Annotated in this window: 13 protein-coding genes; 2 read left to right on the top strand and 11 right to left on the bottom strand. The window is 61.3% G+C overall.

The window, feature by feature from the left end; genetic code table 11:
* Positions 1 to 67: 67 nt before the first annotated feature.
* The 4 genes from M0D64_RS11520 to M0D64_RS11505 form a co-directional block, all read right to left on the bottom strand.
* Positions 68 to 304, bottom strand: a complete 237-nt coding sequence (locus M0D64_RS11520) for a DUF1427 family protein (RefSeq protein WP_154559794.1) — start codon at positions 302 to 304, stop codon at positions 68 to 70.
* Positions 305 to 343: 39 nt separating this feature from the next.
* Positions 344 to 748 carry a DoxX family protein gene (locus tag M0D64_RS11515; RefSeq protein ID WP_266257775.1) on the bottom strand — a complete coding sequence of 135 codons (405 nt, stop codon included), beginning with the start codon at positions 746 to 748 and terminating at the stop codon, positions 344 to 346.
* Positions 749 to 761: 13 nt separating this feature from the next.
* Positions 762 to 2,639 carry an amidohydrolase gene (locus tag M0D64_RS11510; protein ID WP_266257774.1) on the bottom strand — a complete coding sequence of 626 codons (1,878 nt, stop codon included), beginning with the start codon at positions 2,637 to 2,639 and terminating at the stop codon, positions 762 to 764.
* 106 nt (positions 2,640 to 2,745) lie between these two features.
* On the bottom strand, positions 2,746 to 3,381 hold the full coding sequence (locus tag M0D64_RS11505) for a hydrolase (RefSeq protein ID WP_154559791.1): 636 nt from the start codon (positions 3,379 to 3,381) through the stop codon (positions 2,746 to 2,748).
* A gap of 500 nt (positions 3,382 to 3,881) precedes the next feature.
* Between M0D64_RS11505 and poxB the strand changes: the two genes are divergently transcribed.
* Both poxB and M0D64_RS11495 read left to right on the top strand, forming a co-directional pair.
* Positions 3,882 to 5,603 carry a ubiquinone-dependent pyruvate dehydrogenase gene (gene poxB / locus M0D64_RS11500; RefSeq protein ID WP_266257773.1) on the top strand — a complete coding sequence of 574 codons (1,722 nt, stop codon included), beginning with the start codon at positions 3,882 to 3,884 and terminating at the stop codon, positions 5,601 to 5,603.
* A 51-nt stretch (positions 5,604 to 5,654) separates the two neighbouring features.
* The gene (locus tag M0D64_RS11495; RefSeq protein ID WP_266257772.1) at positions 5,655 to 6,929 is read left to right on the top strand and encodes an MFS transporter; all 1,275 of its coding nucleotides are present in this window, start codon (positions 5,655 to 5,657) and stop codon (positions 6,927 to 6,929) included.
* Between the two features lie 51 nt (positions 6,930 to 6,980).
* On the opposite strand, the gene M0D64_RS11490 is transcribed toward M0D64_RS11495, so the two are convergent.
* From M0D64_RS11490 to M0D64_RS11460, 7 genes are all read right to left on the bottom strand, one after another.
* Entirely contained in the window at positions 6,981 to 8,225 is a 1,245-nt protein-coding gene (locus M0D64_RS11490; protein ID WP_266236762.1) for an acyl-CoA dehydrogenase family protein, read from the bottom strand.
* Between the two features lie 90 nt (positions 8,226 to 8,315).
* Positions 8,316 to 9,080 (bottom strand): SDR family oxidoreductase, encoded by a 765-nt coding sequence (locus M0D64_RS11485; RefSeq protein WP_266257771.1) that lies wholly within the window; start codon positions 9,078 to 9,080, stop codon positions 8,316 to 8,318.
* Between the two features lie 42 nt (positions 9,081 to 9,122).
* On the bottom strand, positions 9,123 to 10,142 hold the full coding sequence (locus tag M0D64_RS11480; protein WP_266257770.1) for a phosphotransferase: 1,020 nt from the start codon (positions 10,140 to 10,142) through the stop codon (positions 9,123 to 9,125).
* Between the two features lie 105 nt (positions 10,143 to 10,247).
* Positions 10,248 to 10,922 carry a histidine phosphatase family protein gene (locus M0D64_RS11475; protein WP_266257769.1) on the bottom strand — a complete coding sequence of 225 codons (675 nt, stop codon included), beginning with the start codon at positions 10,920 to 10,922 and terminating at the stop codon, positions 10,248 to 10,250.
* A 140-nt stretch (positions 10,923 to 11,062) separates the two neighbouring features.
* On the bottom strand, positions 11,063 to 11,962 hold the full coding sequence (locus M0D64_RS11470; RefSeq protein ID WP_266257768.1) for a LysR family transcriptional regulator: 900 nt from the start codon (positions 11,960 to 11,962) through the stop codon (positions 11,063 to 11,065).
* A 238-nt stretch (positions 11,963 to 12,200) separates the two neighbouring features.
* On the bottom strand, positions 12,201 to 13,910 hold the full coding sequence (locus M0D64_RS11465) for a thiamine pyrophosphate-dependent enzyme (RefSeq protein WP_154559783.1): 1,710 nt from the start codon (positions 13,908 to 13,910) through the stop codon (positions 12,201 to 12,203).
* Positions 13,911 to 14,148: 238 nt separating this feature from the next.
* Entirely contained in the window at positions 14,149 to 17,262 is a 3,114-nt protein-coding gene (locus M0D64_RS11460) for an AAA family ATPase (protein ID WP_266257767.1), read from the bottom strand.
* Between the last annotated feature and the right edge of the window lie 143 nt (positions 17,263 to 17,405).

Here is a 17,405-nt window from a genome sequence, read left to right as displayed (position 1 = left end):
CAGCGAGCACACACAACGCGGCGAGCGGCAGTGTGCGCAACATCCGGTTGTGCGCCGCCTGCCGCGCCTATCGATCCTCGTTGCATAGCGGAGTCGGCTTGGTGCTGGCGACAGGCGGTGCACCTTGCGTTTGCGCATCGGGCGTGCGTATGCGCGCCTGCACGAACGGAATCGCATGCTCGCCAATCACAATGCCAAGCAACCCCGCAAGCGCAATCAGCGGAGGCGCGGGCGATTGCACGCGCACAAGGAAATACAGCAGGCCGACCACGAGGCCCGCACCCAATGCAATCAGATATGACATAGTTCACTCCTCACGCGCCGCGGCAAACGCGCCGTGCGCTCAGGCTTGCCGTTGCCCGGACTGGGGCCGCAGCGCAATCCTGTAGCGTCCCGCACCGCCGATCGCGATGGTTCCGAACATGATCAGCAGCATCCACGCGAATTGCGCCTGGTCCAACGTCCATTCGCGATGCACGAGACCCAGCGCGACCATGCAGACCAGCATGATCGGCAGCGCGGCAAGCCGCGTCGCGATGCCTGCGATCATCAGCAGCGGGCACACGAGCTCCGCGAAGATCGCAAAACCGAGCGTCAGCGTCTTGCCGAAATGCATCGGGTCTTCGATTGCCTCGATCTGGCTCGCGTAGTGGATCGCCTTTGGCAATCCATGCACGAGCAGCACGAGCACGCTCGCGGTGACGCGCAGAAACAGCAGCGCCACATCAGGAGTGAGAAAACGCTTCATCGCCTGCCTGCGCCTAGAACGCGAAACAACTGCAACCGAGCGCGCCCCAGAACGCATTCGCATCGCCGGCGGGCACGTTGCTGCGCCATGCCCACGCATGCGCGTGACGATGCACACCGCACAGGTTCACGCACGCGTCGTTGCACGACTGCACGAGCGGCGCCGCAGGACGATAGCGCGCATAGCCGCCGTACTCCGCGACGGGCGACCACGTGGGGCTAACGGGCAGCGCAGGCGGGTCGAACGTTTCGAACTCTTCGGCCGCGTAGACAATCCGCCCATTGACCGCCGTCAGCACCGAGGTCAGATGCCTGATGCCGTCTTCTTCCATTGTGAAATAGTCGTCGCTCAGCACCGCGAAATCGGCAAGCTGGCCAGGCACGAGCGCGCCCTTCTTCGTCTCTTCATTCGAGAACCATGCGCTACCCACCGTATAGCGGCGCAGTGCCTCCATGCGATCCAGCCGGTCCTGCGCGGCGTACATCAGCGTGCCACCCACCGTGCGCCCCGAAACAAGCCAGTACAGCGAAACGAACGGATTGAAGCTCGCGACGCGCGTCGCGTCCGTCCCCGCGCCGACCGGCAGCCCGGCCGCGAGCATCTTACGCACAGGCGGCGTATGCGCGGCGGCTTCGGCGCCATAGCGGGAAATGAAGTATTCGCCCTGATACGCCATCCGGTGCTGGACGGCGATGCCGCCGCCCAGTGCGGCAATGCGGTCGATGTTGCGCGCCGAAATCGTTTCGCAGTGGTCGAAAAACCACCGCAGGCCACCGAACGGCGTATCCAGGTTGACACGCTCGAACACGTTGAGGAAGCGTTCGATCGATTCGTCGTAGGTTGCATGCAGCCGGAACGGCCAACGGTTCTGCACGAGGAGCCGCACGACGGCTTCGAGTTCGCTTTCCATCACGTCCGGCAAGTCCGGACGCGGCTCCAGAAAATCTTCGAAGTCCGCGCCGGAGAACACGAGCATCTCGCCTGCGCCGTTCATCTTCAGAAAATCGTCGCCGTCACCCGGTTTGGTGACCTTGACCCACTTCGCGAAGTCTTCGACTTCCTTCTTCGCGTTCTGCGTGAACAGGTTGTACGCGATTCGTACAGTCAGCTCGTTACGCTTCGCGAGTTCCATGATGACGGCGTAGTCGTCGGGATAAGACTGGTAGCCACCGCCTGCGTCGATCGCGCTCGTCACGCCAAGGCGGTTGAGTTCGCGCATGAACTGGCGCGATGAATTCAACTGGTCGTCGAACGGCAGCTTCGGTCCTTTTGCGAGCGTCGCGTACAGCAGACCCGCATTCGGACGCGCGATCAGCATGCCGGTCGGATTGCCGCGGCGGTCGTGCTGGATCTCGCCGCCCGGCGGATTCTGCGTATCACGGTCATAGCCGACCGCACGCAGCGCGGCGGCGTTCAGCAGCGCGCTGTCGTAAAGATGCAGGATGAAGACGGGCGTATCCGGCGCGATCGCGTTGATCTCCTCAAGCGTCGGCCCGCGTTTTTCCGCAAACTGAAATTCGTTCCATCCACCGATAACACGCACCCATTGCGGCGCGGGCGTGCGCGCGACCTGCGCGCGCAGCATCTCGAGCGCGTCGCGCAGCGACGGCACACCATCCCAGCGCAGTTCAAGATTGAAATTCAACCCGCCGCGAATGATGTGAAGATGTGAATCGTTGAGACCGGGAACGACCGTGCGTCCCTTCAGATCGATGCGGCGCGTGGACTCGTTCGCCCATTGCATCATGTCGTGATCGTTGCCGCTCGCAACGATCTCGCCCTTCGCGATGGCCAGCGCCGTCACGAACGAACGCTTGTCGTCCTGCGTCGCAATCTTGCCGTTATAGATCACCAGGTCCGCAATGCGGCTGGGCTGAATCGGTGCGGTCATCGTCGCTCTCCGTGATGTTTGGTCAGACGCGTTTCACGCGCGGCGAAAGCGGCGGCGCGCGTGAAACGCATGGCGTGGAGGAATTTCGTTGCGCGCTCAGCCGGGATCAGCCCGCCTTGTTCCCGTGTTCGCCGAAAATCTGCTTCGCGTAGCGCACGCCGATGCCATACGCGGTGTGCGCCTTGAAGATCTCCATGCAGCCGTCGTAGGTTTCGCCGCGCGCCCAGTCGCGTTGCAGTTCGCACAGGAACTGCACGGACGTCATCGGCACCGCACCCGCCTGGACGACGCGTTGTACGGCGCGCTGATGAGCTTCTTCTGTGATGTCACCGCAGGCGTCCGTCGGCACGTAGATTTCGAAGCCTTCGGCGAGCATCTGCACGCTCGGGAAAGCAACGCACACTTCCGTCCACAGGCCGGCGATCACGATTTTCTTGCGGCCCGTCGCTTTGATCGCGTCGCGAAAACCCTTGTCTTCCCATGAGTTCATCGACGTGCGGTCGATTGGCGTTTTCTCCGGAAACACCGACTGCACTTCCGGCAGCAGATGGCCGCTAAAAGAGTCGGCCGCGACCGTCGTCAGAACGGTCGGCACCTTGAAGAGCTTCGCGCTCTTCGCGAGGATCTGGACGTTGTGCAGGATGGTCGTGCGCTCGTGCGAGTGCGTGCCGAAAAACATCTGCGGCTGATGATCAATAAGTGCGAGTGCGCACGTGTCGGGTGTCAACAGTTCATAGGCCATGAGTAGCTCCATTTTTCGAGAGTGCAAGGGACCCGCACGGTTGCACGAAGGCAGCCGCGCCGGCGTCCGGTTAGTGGATGAGTCGAGTCGATGCTGCATCGGCCAGACGGATGCGACCGGCTTCCTCAGGCAACTTGAGCGCGAGTTTCACCGTGCCGCACGGGCGTTACAGCCTGGGTCTAACGTCCACAGCCGCAACATAAAGCGTTGTTCCCGAATGGGACATTGCATGTTTATGTAGTGCGATAGCTCGCGGCACGTTCGAGTGCCCGGCCTCATTGCCCGACATGCGTCGAGCGCTGATTGACTCGCTGCGCCGATACCAGCTTCATGTAATAGCCGCCTCCAGGGTAGCCAACTACCATCCGGAACGTCGCATAACGAAACAGACTTTCCATCGTCCCATTTCAATTGGACGACGCGCTCACGCGGGATGCGTTTCTTTCGTCTGACCAGACCGCATCCGATCCGTAGCAATTCTTAATCTATGGAGATGTGAAATGGCAACGATAGCTGCCGACTACATGGTAGGTGCACTGGTAAACGCGGGCGTAAAGCGTGTATTCGGTGTGGTGGGAGATTCGCTGAACGGCTTCACGGATTCCCTGCGCCGGGAAGGTTCCATTGAATGGGTTCACATGCGGCATGAGGAAAGCGCGGCTTTCGCCGCCGGCGCCGAGGCGCATCTCACGGGGCAACTCGCTGTCTGTTGCGGGAGCTGCGGCCCGGGAAACCTGCACCTCATCAACGGCTTGTTCGACTGCCAACGCAGCGGCGTTCCTGTTCTCGCTATCGCCGCACATATTCCAAGTTCGGAAATCGGCATCGACTATTTTCAGTCGACCCATCCCGAAGTGCTGTTCAAGGAATGTAGTCACTACGTCGAACTCGTCACCCACCCCGACCAGCTGCCGCAAATTCTGGGCCGTGCGATCCGGACGGCCGTTGCGCGTAAAGGCGTCGCTGTTGTCGTCATACCTGGCAACGTGGCACTTGGGCCGCTCACAAAACCTGTGCCGAACTGGAGCGCACCGTCCGCTCCAATGATTCGCCCGGCGGACGCCGACATCGCGAAACTCGCGCTTCTGTTGAACCAGTCGTCGCGCGTGACCTTGCTTTGTGGAGCGGGTTGCAAGGATTCGCACGCGGAAGTTGTAGAACTCGCCCGCAAGTTGCAAGCGCCGATCGTGCACTCGCTGCGAGGAAAGGAGTACATCGAATACGACAACCCGTTCGATGTGGGAATGACAGGTCTTGTCGGGTTCTCCTCCGGGTACTCCGCGATGAAGAGCTGCGACATGCTCCTGATGTTAGGCACCGACTTTCCTTATCGACAGTTCTATCCGGAGGGGGTGACGATCGCGCAAGTCGATACAAGGGCAGAAGCCCTCGGCAATCGATGCCCGATCAAGCTTGGCGTATTGGGAACGGTCAAGGATACGCTCAGCGAACTTCTTCCAATGATTCGGGAGAATACGGACAGCAGCTTCCTGAATCGTGCGCTCGACGACTATCGCAAGGCGCGCGCGAATCTGGATTCGCTGGCTGAGCAGGAACCGGGCAGCAGCATCATTCATCCGCAATACGTGACCCGGCTCGTCAGCGAACTCGCCAACGAGGATGCCATCTTCTCCTGCGACGTCGGCACCCCCATCGCATGGACAGCCCGATATCTGAAGATGAACGGCAAACGGCGACTGGTCGGTTCGTTCAATCATGGCTCGATGGCCAACTCGCTCCTGCACTCGATCGGCGCGCAGGCCGCTTTCAGGGACCGGCAGGTGATCTCAATGTCGGGCGACGGCGGCTTCACCATGATGATGGGTGAATTTCTCACGCTGATTCAGGCAGGCTTGCCGGTCAAAGTCGTCGTGCTCAACAACGGAACGCTGGGCTTCGTGGAAATGGAGATGAAGGCCAGTGGCTTCGTCGATACGGGCTGCGACCTGAAAAATCCGAACTTCGCTGCGATGGCCAACGCGATCGGAATCAAAGGCATACGCGTCGAGCACCCTGCAGAGCTGGAAGGCGCGCTAAGCGAAGCGTTCGTCCATCCGGGTCCGGCGCTCGTCGACGTAGTAAGCGCACGTCAGGAGCTCGTGATGCCTCCCACGACCACCGCCGACCAGGCTTACCACTTCGGGCTGTTCATGCTTCGCGCCGTCATGGACGGTCGAGGCCAGCAGCTCATCGACCTCGCAAAGGTCAATCTGTTCCGGTAGTGCAGTCCGCAAGCGTGTAGGGACCGTTATCCACGCAATGGGAATCGAACCATGTCCAGCAAAATCGTCAGCACTGTAGATGTTCCATCCGAGCGCGAGCCCATCCACATGGGTTTCGTCATCGCCTGGCTTTTCTGTGCCGCGTTCTACTTCATGCAGTACATGCTGCGTTCCGCGCCGGGCGTGATGGTGCCCGAGTTGAGTGCGGCGTTCGCGCGCGATGCACTGGGCGTGGGCACGCTTGTCGGCCTGTACTACTACACCTATGCGCTGTTCTCGATCCTTTGCGGTGCACTACTCGATCGGCTCGGCGGCAAGGCGGTCATTCCGGCCGGCATCGTTCTCGTTGCTGTGGGGGCGGTCCTGTTCGGCCTGGGCAGCGTGGAGGCCGCGCAGGTCGGCCGCCTGCTGCAAGGCGCGGGTTCGGCGTGTGGCTTTATCGGCGCGGTGTATCTCGCCACGCACGGCTTTCCTCCCCGCTCTCTTGCGACGGCGGTAGGGTTCACTCAATGCTTCGGCATGCTGGGCGGATCCGCGGGTCAGTTCGCCGTTGCGCCGCTCATTCACGGCCTCATCACATGGCAGCAGTTCTGGTGGCTGTCCGGCCTCGTGATCTTTGTGATCGCGGTACTGGTGCTATTCGTGACGCCGGCAGGCCATGACGACAGCCCGGCCAGCCAGGGCTCGTGGATGAAGATGTTCGCGCCGTACAAGCAGGTGCTCACGAATCCGCAGTCCTACCTTTGCGGTTTCTGCGCCGGCCTGTTGTTCCTGCCGACTACGATTGGCGACATGATCTGGGGCATTCCATTCCTGCACAACGGTCTCGACGTCAGCTATGGAGAGGCCGTCAATCGCGCGAGCATGGTGCCGCTAGGCTGGGTAATCGGCTGCCCGCTGCTAGGCTACCTGTCCGACCGTCTGGGCCGCCGCAAGCCGGTGTTGATCGGCGGCGCGCTGCTGATGCTTGTGTCGGCCACTGGCATTTTCTATCTGCCGGCCGGCGTGGCGCCGCCTTACGTGCTCGGCCTGCTGCTCGGCATCGGCTCCGGTGCGGCGATGCTGCCCTACACGGTGATCAAGGAAGTCAATCCCGACAACGTGAAAGGCAGCGCCAGCGGCGCGATCAATTTCCTGGTGTTCACGTTCAGCGCGTTGCTCACGCCGGTGTACGGCAAGCTGCTCGCCCATCATGCGAACGGCGGCACAATGAACCTGTCTACGTTCCGGGCAGCCGGTTCGTGGCTGCTCGGTGGCATCGTGCTGGCCATGCTGCTCGCTATATTCATGCGCGAGACCGGACCGCGCGGACGCGCGAACGCATGAGGACGGGCCAGGTTCTTCAGCAAGATCGAGCCTTGAACCTGGCGCTATCCGTTACACCGACGGCGTCAGGTAAGGATTATCCTTCCCCGGCGCATAGGGCTGCGCCTTAAGTTCCATCCGTGCAATGCTCTGCAGGTGCACCTCGTCTGGGCCATCCGCGAACCGCAATGCACGGCCCCACGTCCAGCTATCGGCCAATGGCGTGTCGGGGCTCAACCCCATTGCGCCGAACACCTGCATCGCCCGCTCGCAAACGGCTGTGTGAACACTCGGCACAAGCGCCTTGATCATCGAGATCTCCTTGCGCGCGTCCTTCGCACCCACGTTGTCGATCATCCACGCGGCCTTGAGAACGAACAGCCTTGCCTGATCGATCTCGATTCTGGACTTCGCGATCCACTCGGCGACCGTCCCGTGTTCAAACAGCGTCTTGCCGAATGCCGTGCGCGCCTGGGCCCGCTCCACCATCAACTCGAGCGCCAGTTCCGCGGCGCCGATCGAGCGCATGCAGTGATGGATCCGTCCCGGCCCAAGACGCGCCTGCGCCAGTGCGAAGCCGCTGCCCTCTTCACCGAGGAGATTCGATCGCGGAACGCGCACACCTTTGAACTCGATCTCGCAGTGGCCTTCCGGCGCCACGTGATTGACCACCGGGATATTGCGGATCACCTTGACGCCGGGTGTGTCGCGAGGCACGAGAATCATGCTCTGCTGACTGTGGCTCGGCGCGTCCGGATCCGTTTTGCCCATCACGATGAAGATCTGGCAATTCGGATGGGCTGCATTCGTGATGAACCACTTGCGGCCGTCGATGACATAGTCATCCCCGTCACGACGAATCGATGTGGTGATATTGGTCGCGTCCGAAGAGGCCACCGCTGGCTCCGTCATCGCGAACGCCGAACGGATCTTGCCGTCGAGAAGGGGCTTGAGCCACTTCTCGCGCTGAGCGGGCGTGGCAAACATATGGAGCAGTTCCATATTGCCCGTGTCCGGCGCATTGCAGTTGAACACCTCGGACGCCCACGACACCCGCCCCATGATCTCAGCGAGAGGCGCGTACTCGAGATTGGACAGGCGGGTACCGGGCTCGTCATCGCGCAGATGCGGCAGGAACAGGTTCCAGAGACCCTCTTCACGCGCCTTGTCCTTCAAGGTCTCCATAAAGGAAACCGGATATTGACCGGCACTCACTTCATCGTGCCATTGCCGGATGCGCGGAACGATGTGCGTGTCCATGAACGCACGCACCTGGGTGCGCAGCGCTTCGACTTTCGGGCTGTATGCAAAGTCCATTTTTACTCTTCCTTATCTGATTGATGTCGTCGAGGAATCGGCAACCCGCACGACCAACCGCGCGATCAATGCCGTGCCTCGACCCCATGACTAGATCGTCAGTCCACCGTCGACGACGACACACTCTCCGTTGGTATAGCTCGCAGCATCGGACACCAGATACAGCACGGTACCCGCCATCTCGCGAGGTTCCGCATGACGTCGCAGCGGAATCTGCGACACCCAGCTCTCGTACGTGGCCTGATCTGCGAACAGCGCCCCTGCAAAGCGGGTTTTGGTCAGTCCGGGGAGCAGCGCATTCACCCGGATCCCCAACGGCCCGCACTCCTTCGCGAAGGCCCGCGTCATGTTGACAACGGCGGCCTTGGTGATCGAGTAGATGCCCTGCCTGTCGCCTGGCTGCAAGGCATTGACCGAAGCCGTGTTGACGATCGCGCCGCCGCCGTTCTCCCGCATCAACTTGCCCGCCTCAACGGACATGAAGAAGTAACCGCGCAGATTGACTTCCACCGTCTTTTCGAAGGACGACAGATCGGTATCGAGAATGTGGCCAAAATACGGATTGGTCGCCGCGTTGTTGACGAGAATGTCCAGACGGCCATGCCGCGCCCGAATATGCTGGAAGATCGCGAGAATGTCCTCGAGACGCCCCACGTGGCACGGGTATGCTTCGGCGCTCCCGCCCGCTTCCTTGATCTCGCGTGCAACGAATTCACAATCCTCCAGCTTGCGGCTCGACACAATCACATGGGCGCCCTGCTCGGCGAGCAGTTTGGCGATCTCCTCGCCGATACCCCGGCTCGCGCCCGTCACCAGAGCAATCTTTCCTTTCAGGTCAAACAAATTCGTAGCCACAATCAGTCTCCCTATTTCTACGTTCCGATTTCCTGCCTGTCTTCAGATCAGGTCAATGCCCATCTTCGCAAGCGCTCCGGCCATCTCCCCCACCTGCCGCGCTTTCTCATTCGATGCGTTGCCGCTCAAGGCCCGCTTTTTCACGCCCTGTGCGATAGCGGCGAGCCGGAAGAAGCTGAACGCCAGGTAGAAGTTCCAGTTCTCAATCGACGAAATTCCCCGCAGCGCGCAATACCGCTCGACAATCGACGCCTCGTCCGGCACGCCCAACGCGCCTCGATCCAAGCCTGCGAGTCCGGCGATATGGCTGCCGGGCGGAAGCCGCAAACACATGCAGAAGTACGCGATGTCAGCCAGTGGATTGCCGAGCGTGGACAGCTCCCAATCGAGAAGGGCGCGAACTTGGGGTGCATCGCGCATGAAGATGATGTTGTCGATACGAAAGTCGCCGTGCACGAGCGAAGGCTTTCCGGTTTCCGCCGGACAGTGCGCAGGCAGCCACTCGATCAGCGACTCCATGGCCTCCAATGTATCGGTCTGCGCGGCGCGATATTGCCTCGTCCAGACGTCGATCTGACGCTCGAAATAGTTGCCTGGGCGGCCGTAGTCGGACAATCCGGCTTCGTCGATATCCACGTCGTGGAGAGCGGCCATTGTGCCGAGCAGTGCGTCGTAGATAGCGCCGCGCTCTTCGACGGGTACGTCGGGCAACGCCGGGTTCCAGAAGATTCGCCCGTCTTCGTAGCTCATGACGTAAAACAGGCTACCGATGACGTCACGGTCCTCGCAGAGGTGATAAGCACGGGCGACAGGGACCGGTGTCCGGCCAAGCGCCGATATCACGCGAAATTCACGATCAACCGCATGAGCCGCCTTGAGCAGGTCGCCGGGAGGTTGACGCCTCAGCACGTAGCTTCCGCTTTGCGCCTTCAGGAGAAACGTCGGATTGGATTGTCCGCCGGAAAATTTCTCGACGGACAACGGCCCTTGAAACCCAGGCACGTGTGCCGTCAGATAACGTGTGAGATCTTCGATGTCGAATTGGAGGCTGGGGTGGTTCATGTTGCCTCCCGCCGGGCCGCCCCAAGGGAGGCAACGGCCCCCTCGGGGGGCAGCGAACGTAAGTGAGCGTGGGGGTAGTTCATCTAGCAGGAATCCGGATTGAGGTCAGCCGTAGGTGACAAATTCACGCCTCTCGGCATGTTCGAGATGCGGCACTGAATTGAAACTGACCAGCGACATCGCGTTGTCGTTAAAGACATATTGGCAAACGCTGCTGTTTCGAATCTGCAGGTTCAGTGCAATCGCGGTCGCGGCGGGTGTCTGCAGAACCTGCTGGGCAGTGACTGCGATCGGACCACCCGAACTCACCACCAGAACGCGCCTGCCGCCAGCCCGCTGGATATCGCTGCGCGCACGCTGGACACGCGTCTGGAATTGCTGCCATGTCTCTGGAACAACGCCCGGCAAGCGGTCATCGGCCCAGAGCTGCAGCACTTGCCGGAGCCCTTTGTAGAAGTCCTTTTTTGAACTGGTGGCCGACAAACCTGACGGCAAACCCTCATCGCCGAGCGCCGCGAACAATGCCTCGAAATCGTATTCGTTCAAACCCGCGTCTTGCGCGAGCTCGACTTGCGGGCCGCCCATGGCGGCGAGAATGGCGTCGGCGGTTTGCCGATGCCGCTGCATCGTGCCGATGACAACGCGATCGAACCGCAATTGCGCCTGCGCGAAATACTCGCCGAGCCAACTTGATTGGGTACGACCGGAGGGGGATAGCTCGTCATAGTTTTCAGCTCCGAAAGACGCCTGACCATGCCGTACAAGATAGAGTTCTGCCATGCCAGCCTCGCTTCAACATGGCTAGCAGAATACCCAGCGCCGTATCATTCAGGAAATTGATTGTTGTGATAGTCGGCTATAAATTCTCGTGACACCGGGCATGTATGCCCCGAATGTGCCACATGCCCCGTGGGTCCGAGCTACTGGTTCATTTCCAGCATGAGCCGGCCAACCTGCTCGCGCAGCCAACGATGAGCCGGGTCCCCAGTCACGCTTCGATGCCAGTAGCCATGAGACTGCAGATCCGGAAGATCGAACGGCAGCGCCAGGATTCGCGCGTCATAGCGCTTGAGGAGCACGAGGGGGGCCGTGAGGACGAGATCGGTTCGCATCGCGATCAACGGGGCGACCAGATAGTGTTGAACCCGCGTCTGAATCGATCGCCTGACGCCTAGCTTGGTCAGTTCCGCATCGACGAGACCCGATCCCTGGGGGCGGCTGGATACGTGGATATGACCGAAGCTGAGGTAGTCATCGATCGTCAGCTTCTTCTTTGTAAACGGATGGTCGCGACGCAGCATGCAGGCATAGCGGTCGCGGCCCAGCGGCTCCTGCTCGAGGTAGGGATCGTCAATCAGCGGCGCGTCGATCGCAAGATTGACCGCACCGCTGGCTAGCGCTTCTGGAACCTCTTTACGCGTCGTGAAGTAGCTCTCGATGCGGATGCCGGGTGCCAGTCGCTGTAGCACCTCCTCCAGCGCGGGCAGAAGGAGCGCCTCTGTGAGGTCGGTCATGCTGAGTCGGAACGTACGCTCGGATGTGGCGGGGTCGAAGCGTCCTCCGACGTGAGTACTCGAGTCGAGCAGCTGCAGCGCCTCACGAACCTGGCCGATGATGTTTTCCGACACGGGAGTCGGCATCATGCCGGCCGACGTACTGACAAAAAGCTGATCGTCGAATGCCTTGCGCATCCGCGCCAACGCATTGCTGACAGCAGGCTGGGTGATGAACAGCATCTCCGCTGCGCGCGTCAGGTTTCGTGTTCTGTAGACGGCTTCGAAGACAACGAAGAGATTCAGATCAACCTTTGACAGACGCATTTTTTAATTCCCCGACGCCACTCGAACTGTATTTTCGACTCCTCCTGTTCACGCGCACTTGTCGGCGCAAGGCGACGATCGGCGTGGTATCACGGAGCAACCCCGGCGAGTCTACTCCTGCCATGGCGAGACAGCCAAACAGGGGCATGAGGACGCTTCGCGCACGCTGATCCTTCGGTTCAGCGCGATCGCAAAGGCGGTGATCAACTCGCCCGCCGCCCCCCTGCTCCAGCAAGTCCTATAAATTTTCGCGGATCATGGCGAACACATCGGCGGACTGCCCCTGCAGCATGGCTTTCGCTGAATACAAAACCATTCCGTACGCAGCACCCCACTCGATCTTCGGCGGCATCACGAGTGTCATCGTGTCGACCTTGACGTTCAGAAGCGCCGGGCCGGGTTCGTTCAACCATGCGATGACGGCCTCTTCGAGTTCATCGGCCTTCGCCACCGTGCGTCCCCACAGGCCGATTGCCTCGGCGACCTTGCCGAAGTCCGGGTTTTGCAGGCCCGTATAGAGCGGGAGCATGCCTTCGGACTTCTGCTCGATGTCGATAAATCCAAGCTTGCCGTTGTCGAACACCACCACCTTGACGGGCAGCTTCTCCTGCACGAGCGTCATGAGTTCACCGAACAGCATGGCGAGACCGCCGTCGCCGGACATGGAGATCACCTGACGTCCAGGCTGGCATTTCTGCAGGCCCATCGACATCGGCAGGGCCGCCGCCATCGTGCCGTGGAGCAGGCTCGAAAACACCCGGCGTTTTCCGTTCGTGTCGATATGCCGGTAAAGCCAGACCGTGGGCGTCCCATCGTCGGCGCAGAAGAGTGCATCGCTCGCTGCGTACCGGTTGATCAACTCGGTCAGGTAGATGGGCGGAATCGTTCCGCGGTTGGACGCAACGGCCTTCGACCGGTGAGTTTCCACTGCGCGTGCATGCCGCTCGACGAGCTTGTCGCGGAACTCGGTCGACGTACGCGGTTCAAGGCGCGGCAGCAACGCCTCCATCGTGGCCTTGATATCGCCAACCAACCCAAGCGTGACCGGATGCCGACGGCCGAGATGGTCGGGCGCCATGTCGATCTGAACGATTCTGGCCTTCTCCGGATAGAACTGCCGCCACGCGAAGTCGGCGCCCAGCAACAGCAAGGTCTCGCATTCGGATACCGCCAGATAGCCTGCTTCGCCGCCGATAATGCCGGTCATGCCGACGTTGTACGGGTTGTCATGTTCCAGCGCGTCTTTTGCGCGGGACGTGTGCGCAATGGGCGCCTTGAGCCGCTCGGCAACCGCCATGATTTCGGCGTGCGCGCCGCGGCATCCGGAACCCCCGTAGATCGCGATCTTCTCGCCCGAATTGAGGATGTCTGCGACACGGTCGAGGTCCGCGTCACTCGGCCGGACCACGGGCACGTTCGTGTGGACAGAATACGGGACGTTATCGCTGGCATCAGCATGGGCGATGTCTACCGGAACGATCAGCACGGCGACGCCACCCTTTGCAATGGCGGTCTGGCAGGCAATCACGGTTTTGCGCCGCGCCTGCTCCGGCGTAATGATCATGTCGCAGAACACGCTGCACGACCCGTAGATCGCCTTGAAGTCGACTTCCTGCGGAAAGTTGAAGCCGAGTTCCTCGCTCGCGACCTGGGTTGCAATCAGGATGACCGGCGCCCGATTGCGGTTGGCGTCCACGAGGCCATTGATGAAGTGAAGGCTGCCAGGGCCGCAGCTTCCCGCCACGGCCGTGAGGTTGCCGGTCAACATGGCCTCGGCTTCGGCGGCGAACGCCCCCGCCTCCTCATGGCGCACATGGACCCACTCGATGTCGCTCTCGTTGATGTGATGAGCAATAAGATTCAGCGTGTCGCCCACGATCCCGTAGCAATGCTTGACGCCCGCCGAGGCGAGCGTATCCACAATGATTTCGGCAACTTTTTTACTCATCCCGGCTCTCCTGAAAGTGCTCCATGCATGAAATGATCCGCTGCCGGTATGAACCGCGGGACCGGAGTTTGTCACTGCGGGTCGCGCTGATTCTATCGGTGGGAGATTCATTTATCTTGCATCGACTCCTTGTCGGCCGATATCACCCTGCGGGGGGATTGGCGCCATGATGGCTCCCCCATGTCTCATGTCTCATGGCTAATACCTCATGCCCCATGTCCCACGTTTGAAGCATGTGTCAGCTTGTTGAAAGAGCGAGCAGACGCCGGCCGATCTGAGCGCCACGCGGCAAGGAATTCGACAGGCGCTCGAGCGTCGACATGAAATGGCGCTGTTGCACATCCGCCTGTTCGGCGTCGCCGCAGGCCTCGTGAATCGCCGCCGCCGTGCGGTGAAGCCGCCAGTCCGCCAGCGGGGTTTCGACGCCTTCCGTGGCCGCGAACGCGGCGTTGATGTGCTCGCGTGCAATGACCGGATCGCCACTCGCGAGCGCCTCTCGCGCGACGACTTCCCAGGCGAGCGCCTGCCACGTCCGGTCTTCGGTGGCGAGGGCGAGCTTGAGGAACGCCTCCCCGCGCGATCGCGCGGTGCGATGGTCGCCCGCCATCATCGCGGCCTCGGCGGTACCCCATTCGATTGCCAGTCGCCAGTACCAGTCGAACATGATGGGTGCAGCGTCCAGTTGCCGTTGCGCTTCAGCAAACAGCACCGAGGCGCGTACGCCGTCCTCCAATCCAATATACGCGAGGCCCGCGAGCACGATGCACGCACGGTGTTGCACGGGCAGCAGCGCGCCGGAGTCGGCTTCGACCAACCGATCGGACGAGTTTGAAGCCGGCACGAAGCGTTCGTACATTTCAATGACTGACTCGTAGTCCATCGTGTGCACGAGCAACCAACCCCGATAGACCTCGAGTGTGCGGACCGCAAAATAGTCGCCATTCTCGTGATACGAAGCCATACCCTGGTCGAACGATTCCATCGACCGCCCCAACTCTCCAAGGAAGAGATAAGCCCACGCAGTACCCAGCCGGACCATCCACGTCGCCCGCGCGAGGTCGAAGCCCGGATGTTCCACCGCATGCTCAAAGAGGATCTGATAATTCGCCCGCACCGTGCCGAGCGCTTCGCGATAGCGGGTGGAAATGATGCACAGCATGCTGTGTTCCATATTCGCCCGGGCGATCAGCAAGGGATCCCCCGTCTCGCGCAGCGCACGCATCGCCGTCTCGCACTCAATCAGATCGGCATGCGACCAGCCGTCGGTCCAGATACGGCGTACGTAGGCGCTCACGCGTACCAGCGCACTGACACGCAGGTCGGGATGCGATGCGCTGAGCGCCAGCGCAACGTTCAGCACCTCGATGCAACGTTGCCTGTCGCTCCAGCTAAAGACGTAGGCCAGGCCGAGCATGGCGCGCAATTGCGCATCGAGCCGGCCAATCGTGCGTGCCTGCTCCTCCAGTTCGATCCAGGCGGCCTCGGCGCGCGGATCATGCGCGGCAGCGTAAAGCGACGCGCGCGCCTCGGCAAACTCAAAGCTTTTCAGTGGACGCAAATCAGCCGGCAACCTGGTGGTGAGCGAAGCGGCAAAGTCGAGAATCGACTGCGCCTCGCGATACGCAAAGCGAACCTTTGCGGTTTGCAGCGCCATGCGTAGATAGTCAATCGCCTTGAGCCAGTCTCTCGCGTCGGCGAAATGATGTCCGAGCTCGTATGCCACCTCCGCTCGCTGATCGCGAGCGTAGATCGCCTCGAGCCGTTCCGCGATTTGCCGATGCAAACGGGAGCGGCGAGTCAGCCCTTGACGTCCATAGAACGCGTGACGAATGAGCGCATGGTCGAAACAGAACATCGCCGCCGCTCCCCCGTCGGGTAAGCGCTTCACCCCGCAACGTTGAATGAAGCGTTGCGTGCGTGCCAACGCTTCGCAGATATCGTCGAACTGCTCCGTTGACAGACCCGCGGCCTCGGCCACGGTCGCCGATGAAAAGCAGAGCCCTGCCACGCTAGCGGCTTCAAGCACATTCCGTTCGTCGGCACCGAGGCGCCGGATTCTACCTTCGAGCGCCCGGGTTATCGTGTGTGGCGCTGCCGCGCCGATCGTCGCAAGAGGCGCCAGCGGCCGCCAGCCCGTCGCCGTCTTGCGGAGCATGTTGCGCTCCACGAGATCGGCAAGGGTCGCCCGCATAAACAGTGGATTGCCGCCGCAACGTTGCGCGATGAGATAGGACAGCTCTTCCTCGGCAGGGTCGATGTGATCGCGGTCTGTCAGCCACGCAACCACCGCACCGCGAGGCAATGGACCCAGCGCCAGCTCCCGGCATAAGCCTCTCAGCGAAAGCTCGTGGTGCAGTTGCTCGATGGGGTGTTCGGCCAGCGCCGCCTCGTCCGGCCGGTAAGTGACGACCACCATCAGCCGCAACGCGCCTGGCTGGCGCGCGAGTGCCGCCAGAAAATCGATGGTTGAGTAGTCGGCCCAATGAAGATCTTCGAATATCAGAAGCAGCGGCTGCGTTTGCGTCCGCATCTGCGTCAGAAAGCTCAGCAAGGCCCGGATCTCCCGCAGCATGCGTTCGCGCGACGCGTGAGGAAGCTGCCGATGCAGGGACTCGCGCACCTGACTCGCCACCTGGCCCGGGAGCTGCCATGCCCACGTGGGCGCCAGCGTCACCAGCGCTGTCACGACTTCGCTGCCGCCGGTTCCCTGGCAAAGTTGGCCGAGCGCCTGCAGAACCGGATAAAACGGCTCCGCGCCCCCATAGCCCTCGACACAATGCCCTTCGGCAACCCACGCATCCTCAGGTCCGGACCGTTGGGCGGCAACGAACTGCCTGAGCAACGCTGTCTTGCCGATGCCCGGTTCACCTGCAACGACCACGATCTGAGCGTTTCCGCATCGGGCCTGGTCCATTGCGGCACACAGTTGCCGCAGTTCGCTCGTGCGTCCGGCAAAGCGGCCGAAGCTCTCCTCGCTTACGGCCGGCACAGGTTCCGTTGCAGGGATCTCGACCGGCGCGACGAAACGATAGCCGCGTCCGCGCAGCGTTTCGATGTACCGAGGGCGCTGCGCGCTATCGCCGAGCCGTGTCCGGATCGTCTGTATGTGGCTCTTCACGACTTCGGGCTGCACGTGCACGTCGGGCCACACGGCTTCGAGCAGCGCGTCATGGGTAATCAGCGCACCGCGATTCTCGATCAGAAACCGCAACACGCCGAAGGTCTTGCGCGTCAGGTCGATCCGCTCGGGTGTCGTGCCGGAGGAGTCCTGCCGCCAAAGACATTCGTTCGCCGTATCCAGACGAAAGCCTTCGAAACTGATCGAAGATAACCTGCTCGAATGAGCCTTCATGCCAACCGTGCTCCTCATGCCTTTATCCAAACCTCTGAAGAACAAACGCGCCCGCCTGCCAGGACGAGACGCACACTTTTCCCCTCAGGGTAAGGTGTTCGAAATCCGGAAGGGTGATTTTCTGGTCCTGATTGTGTAATGGA

The organism is Paraburkholderia sp. WS6 (assembly GCF_030464835.1).
In the GTDB taxonomy this organism is placed as follows: Bacteria; Pseudomonadota; Gammaproteobacteria; order Burkholderiales; family Burkholderiaceae; genus Paraburkholderia; species Paraburkholderia madseniana.
Note: the sequence above shows the minus strand (reverse complement) of the source record. Positions and strands in the feature narration are given on the sequence as shown.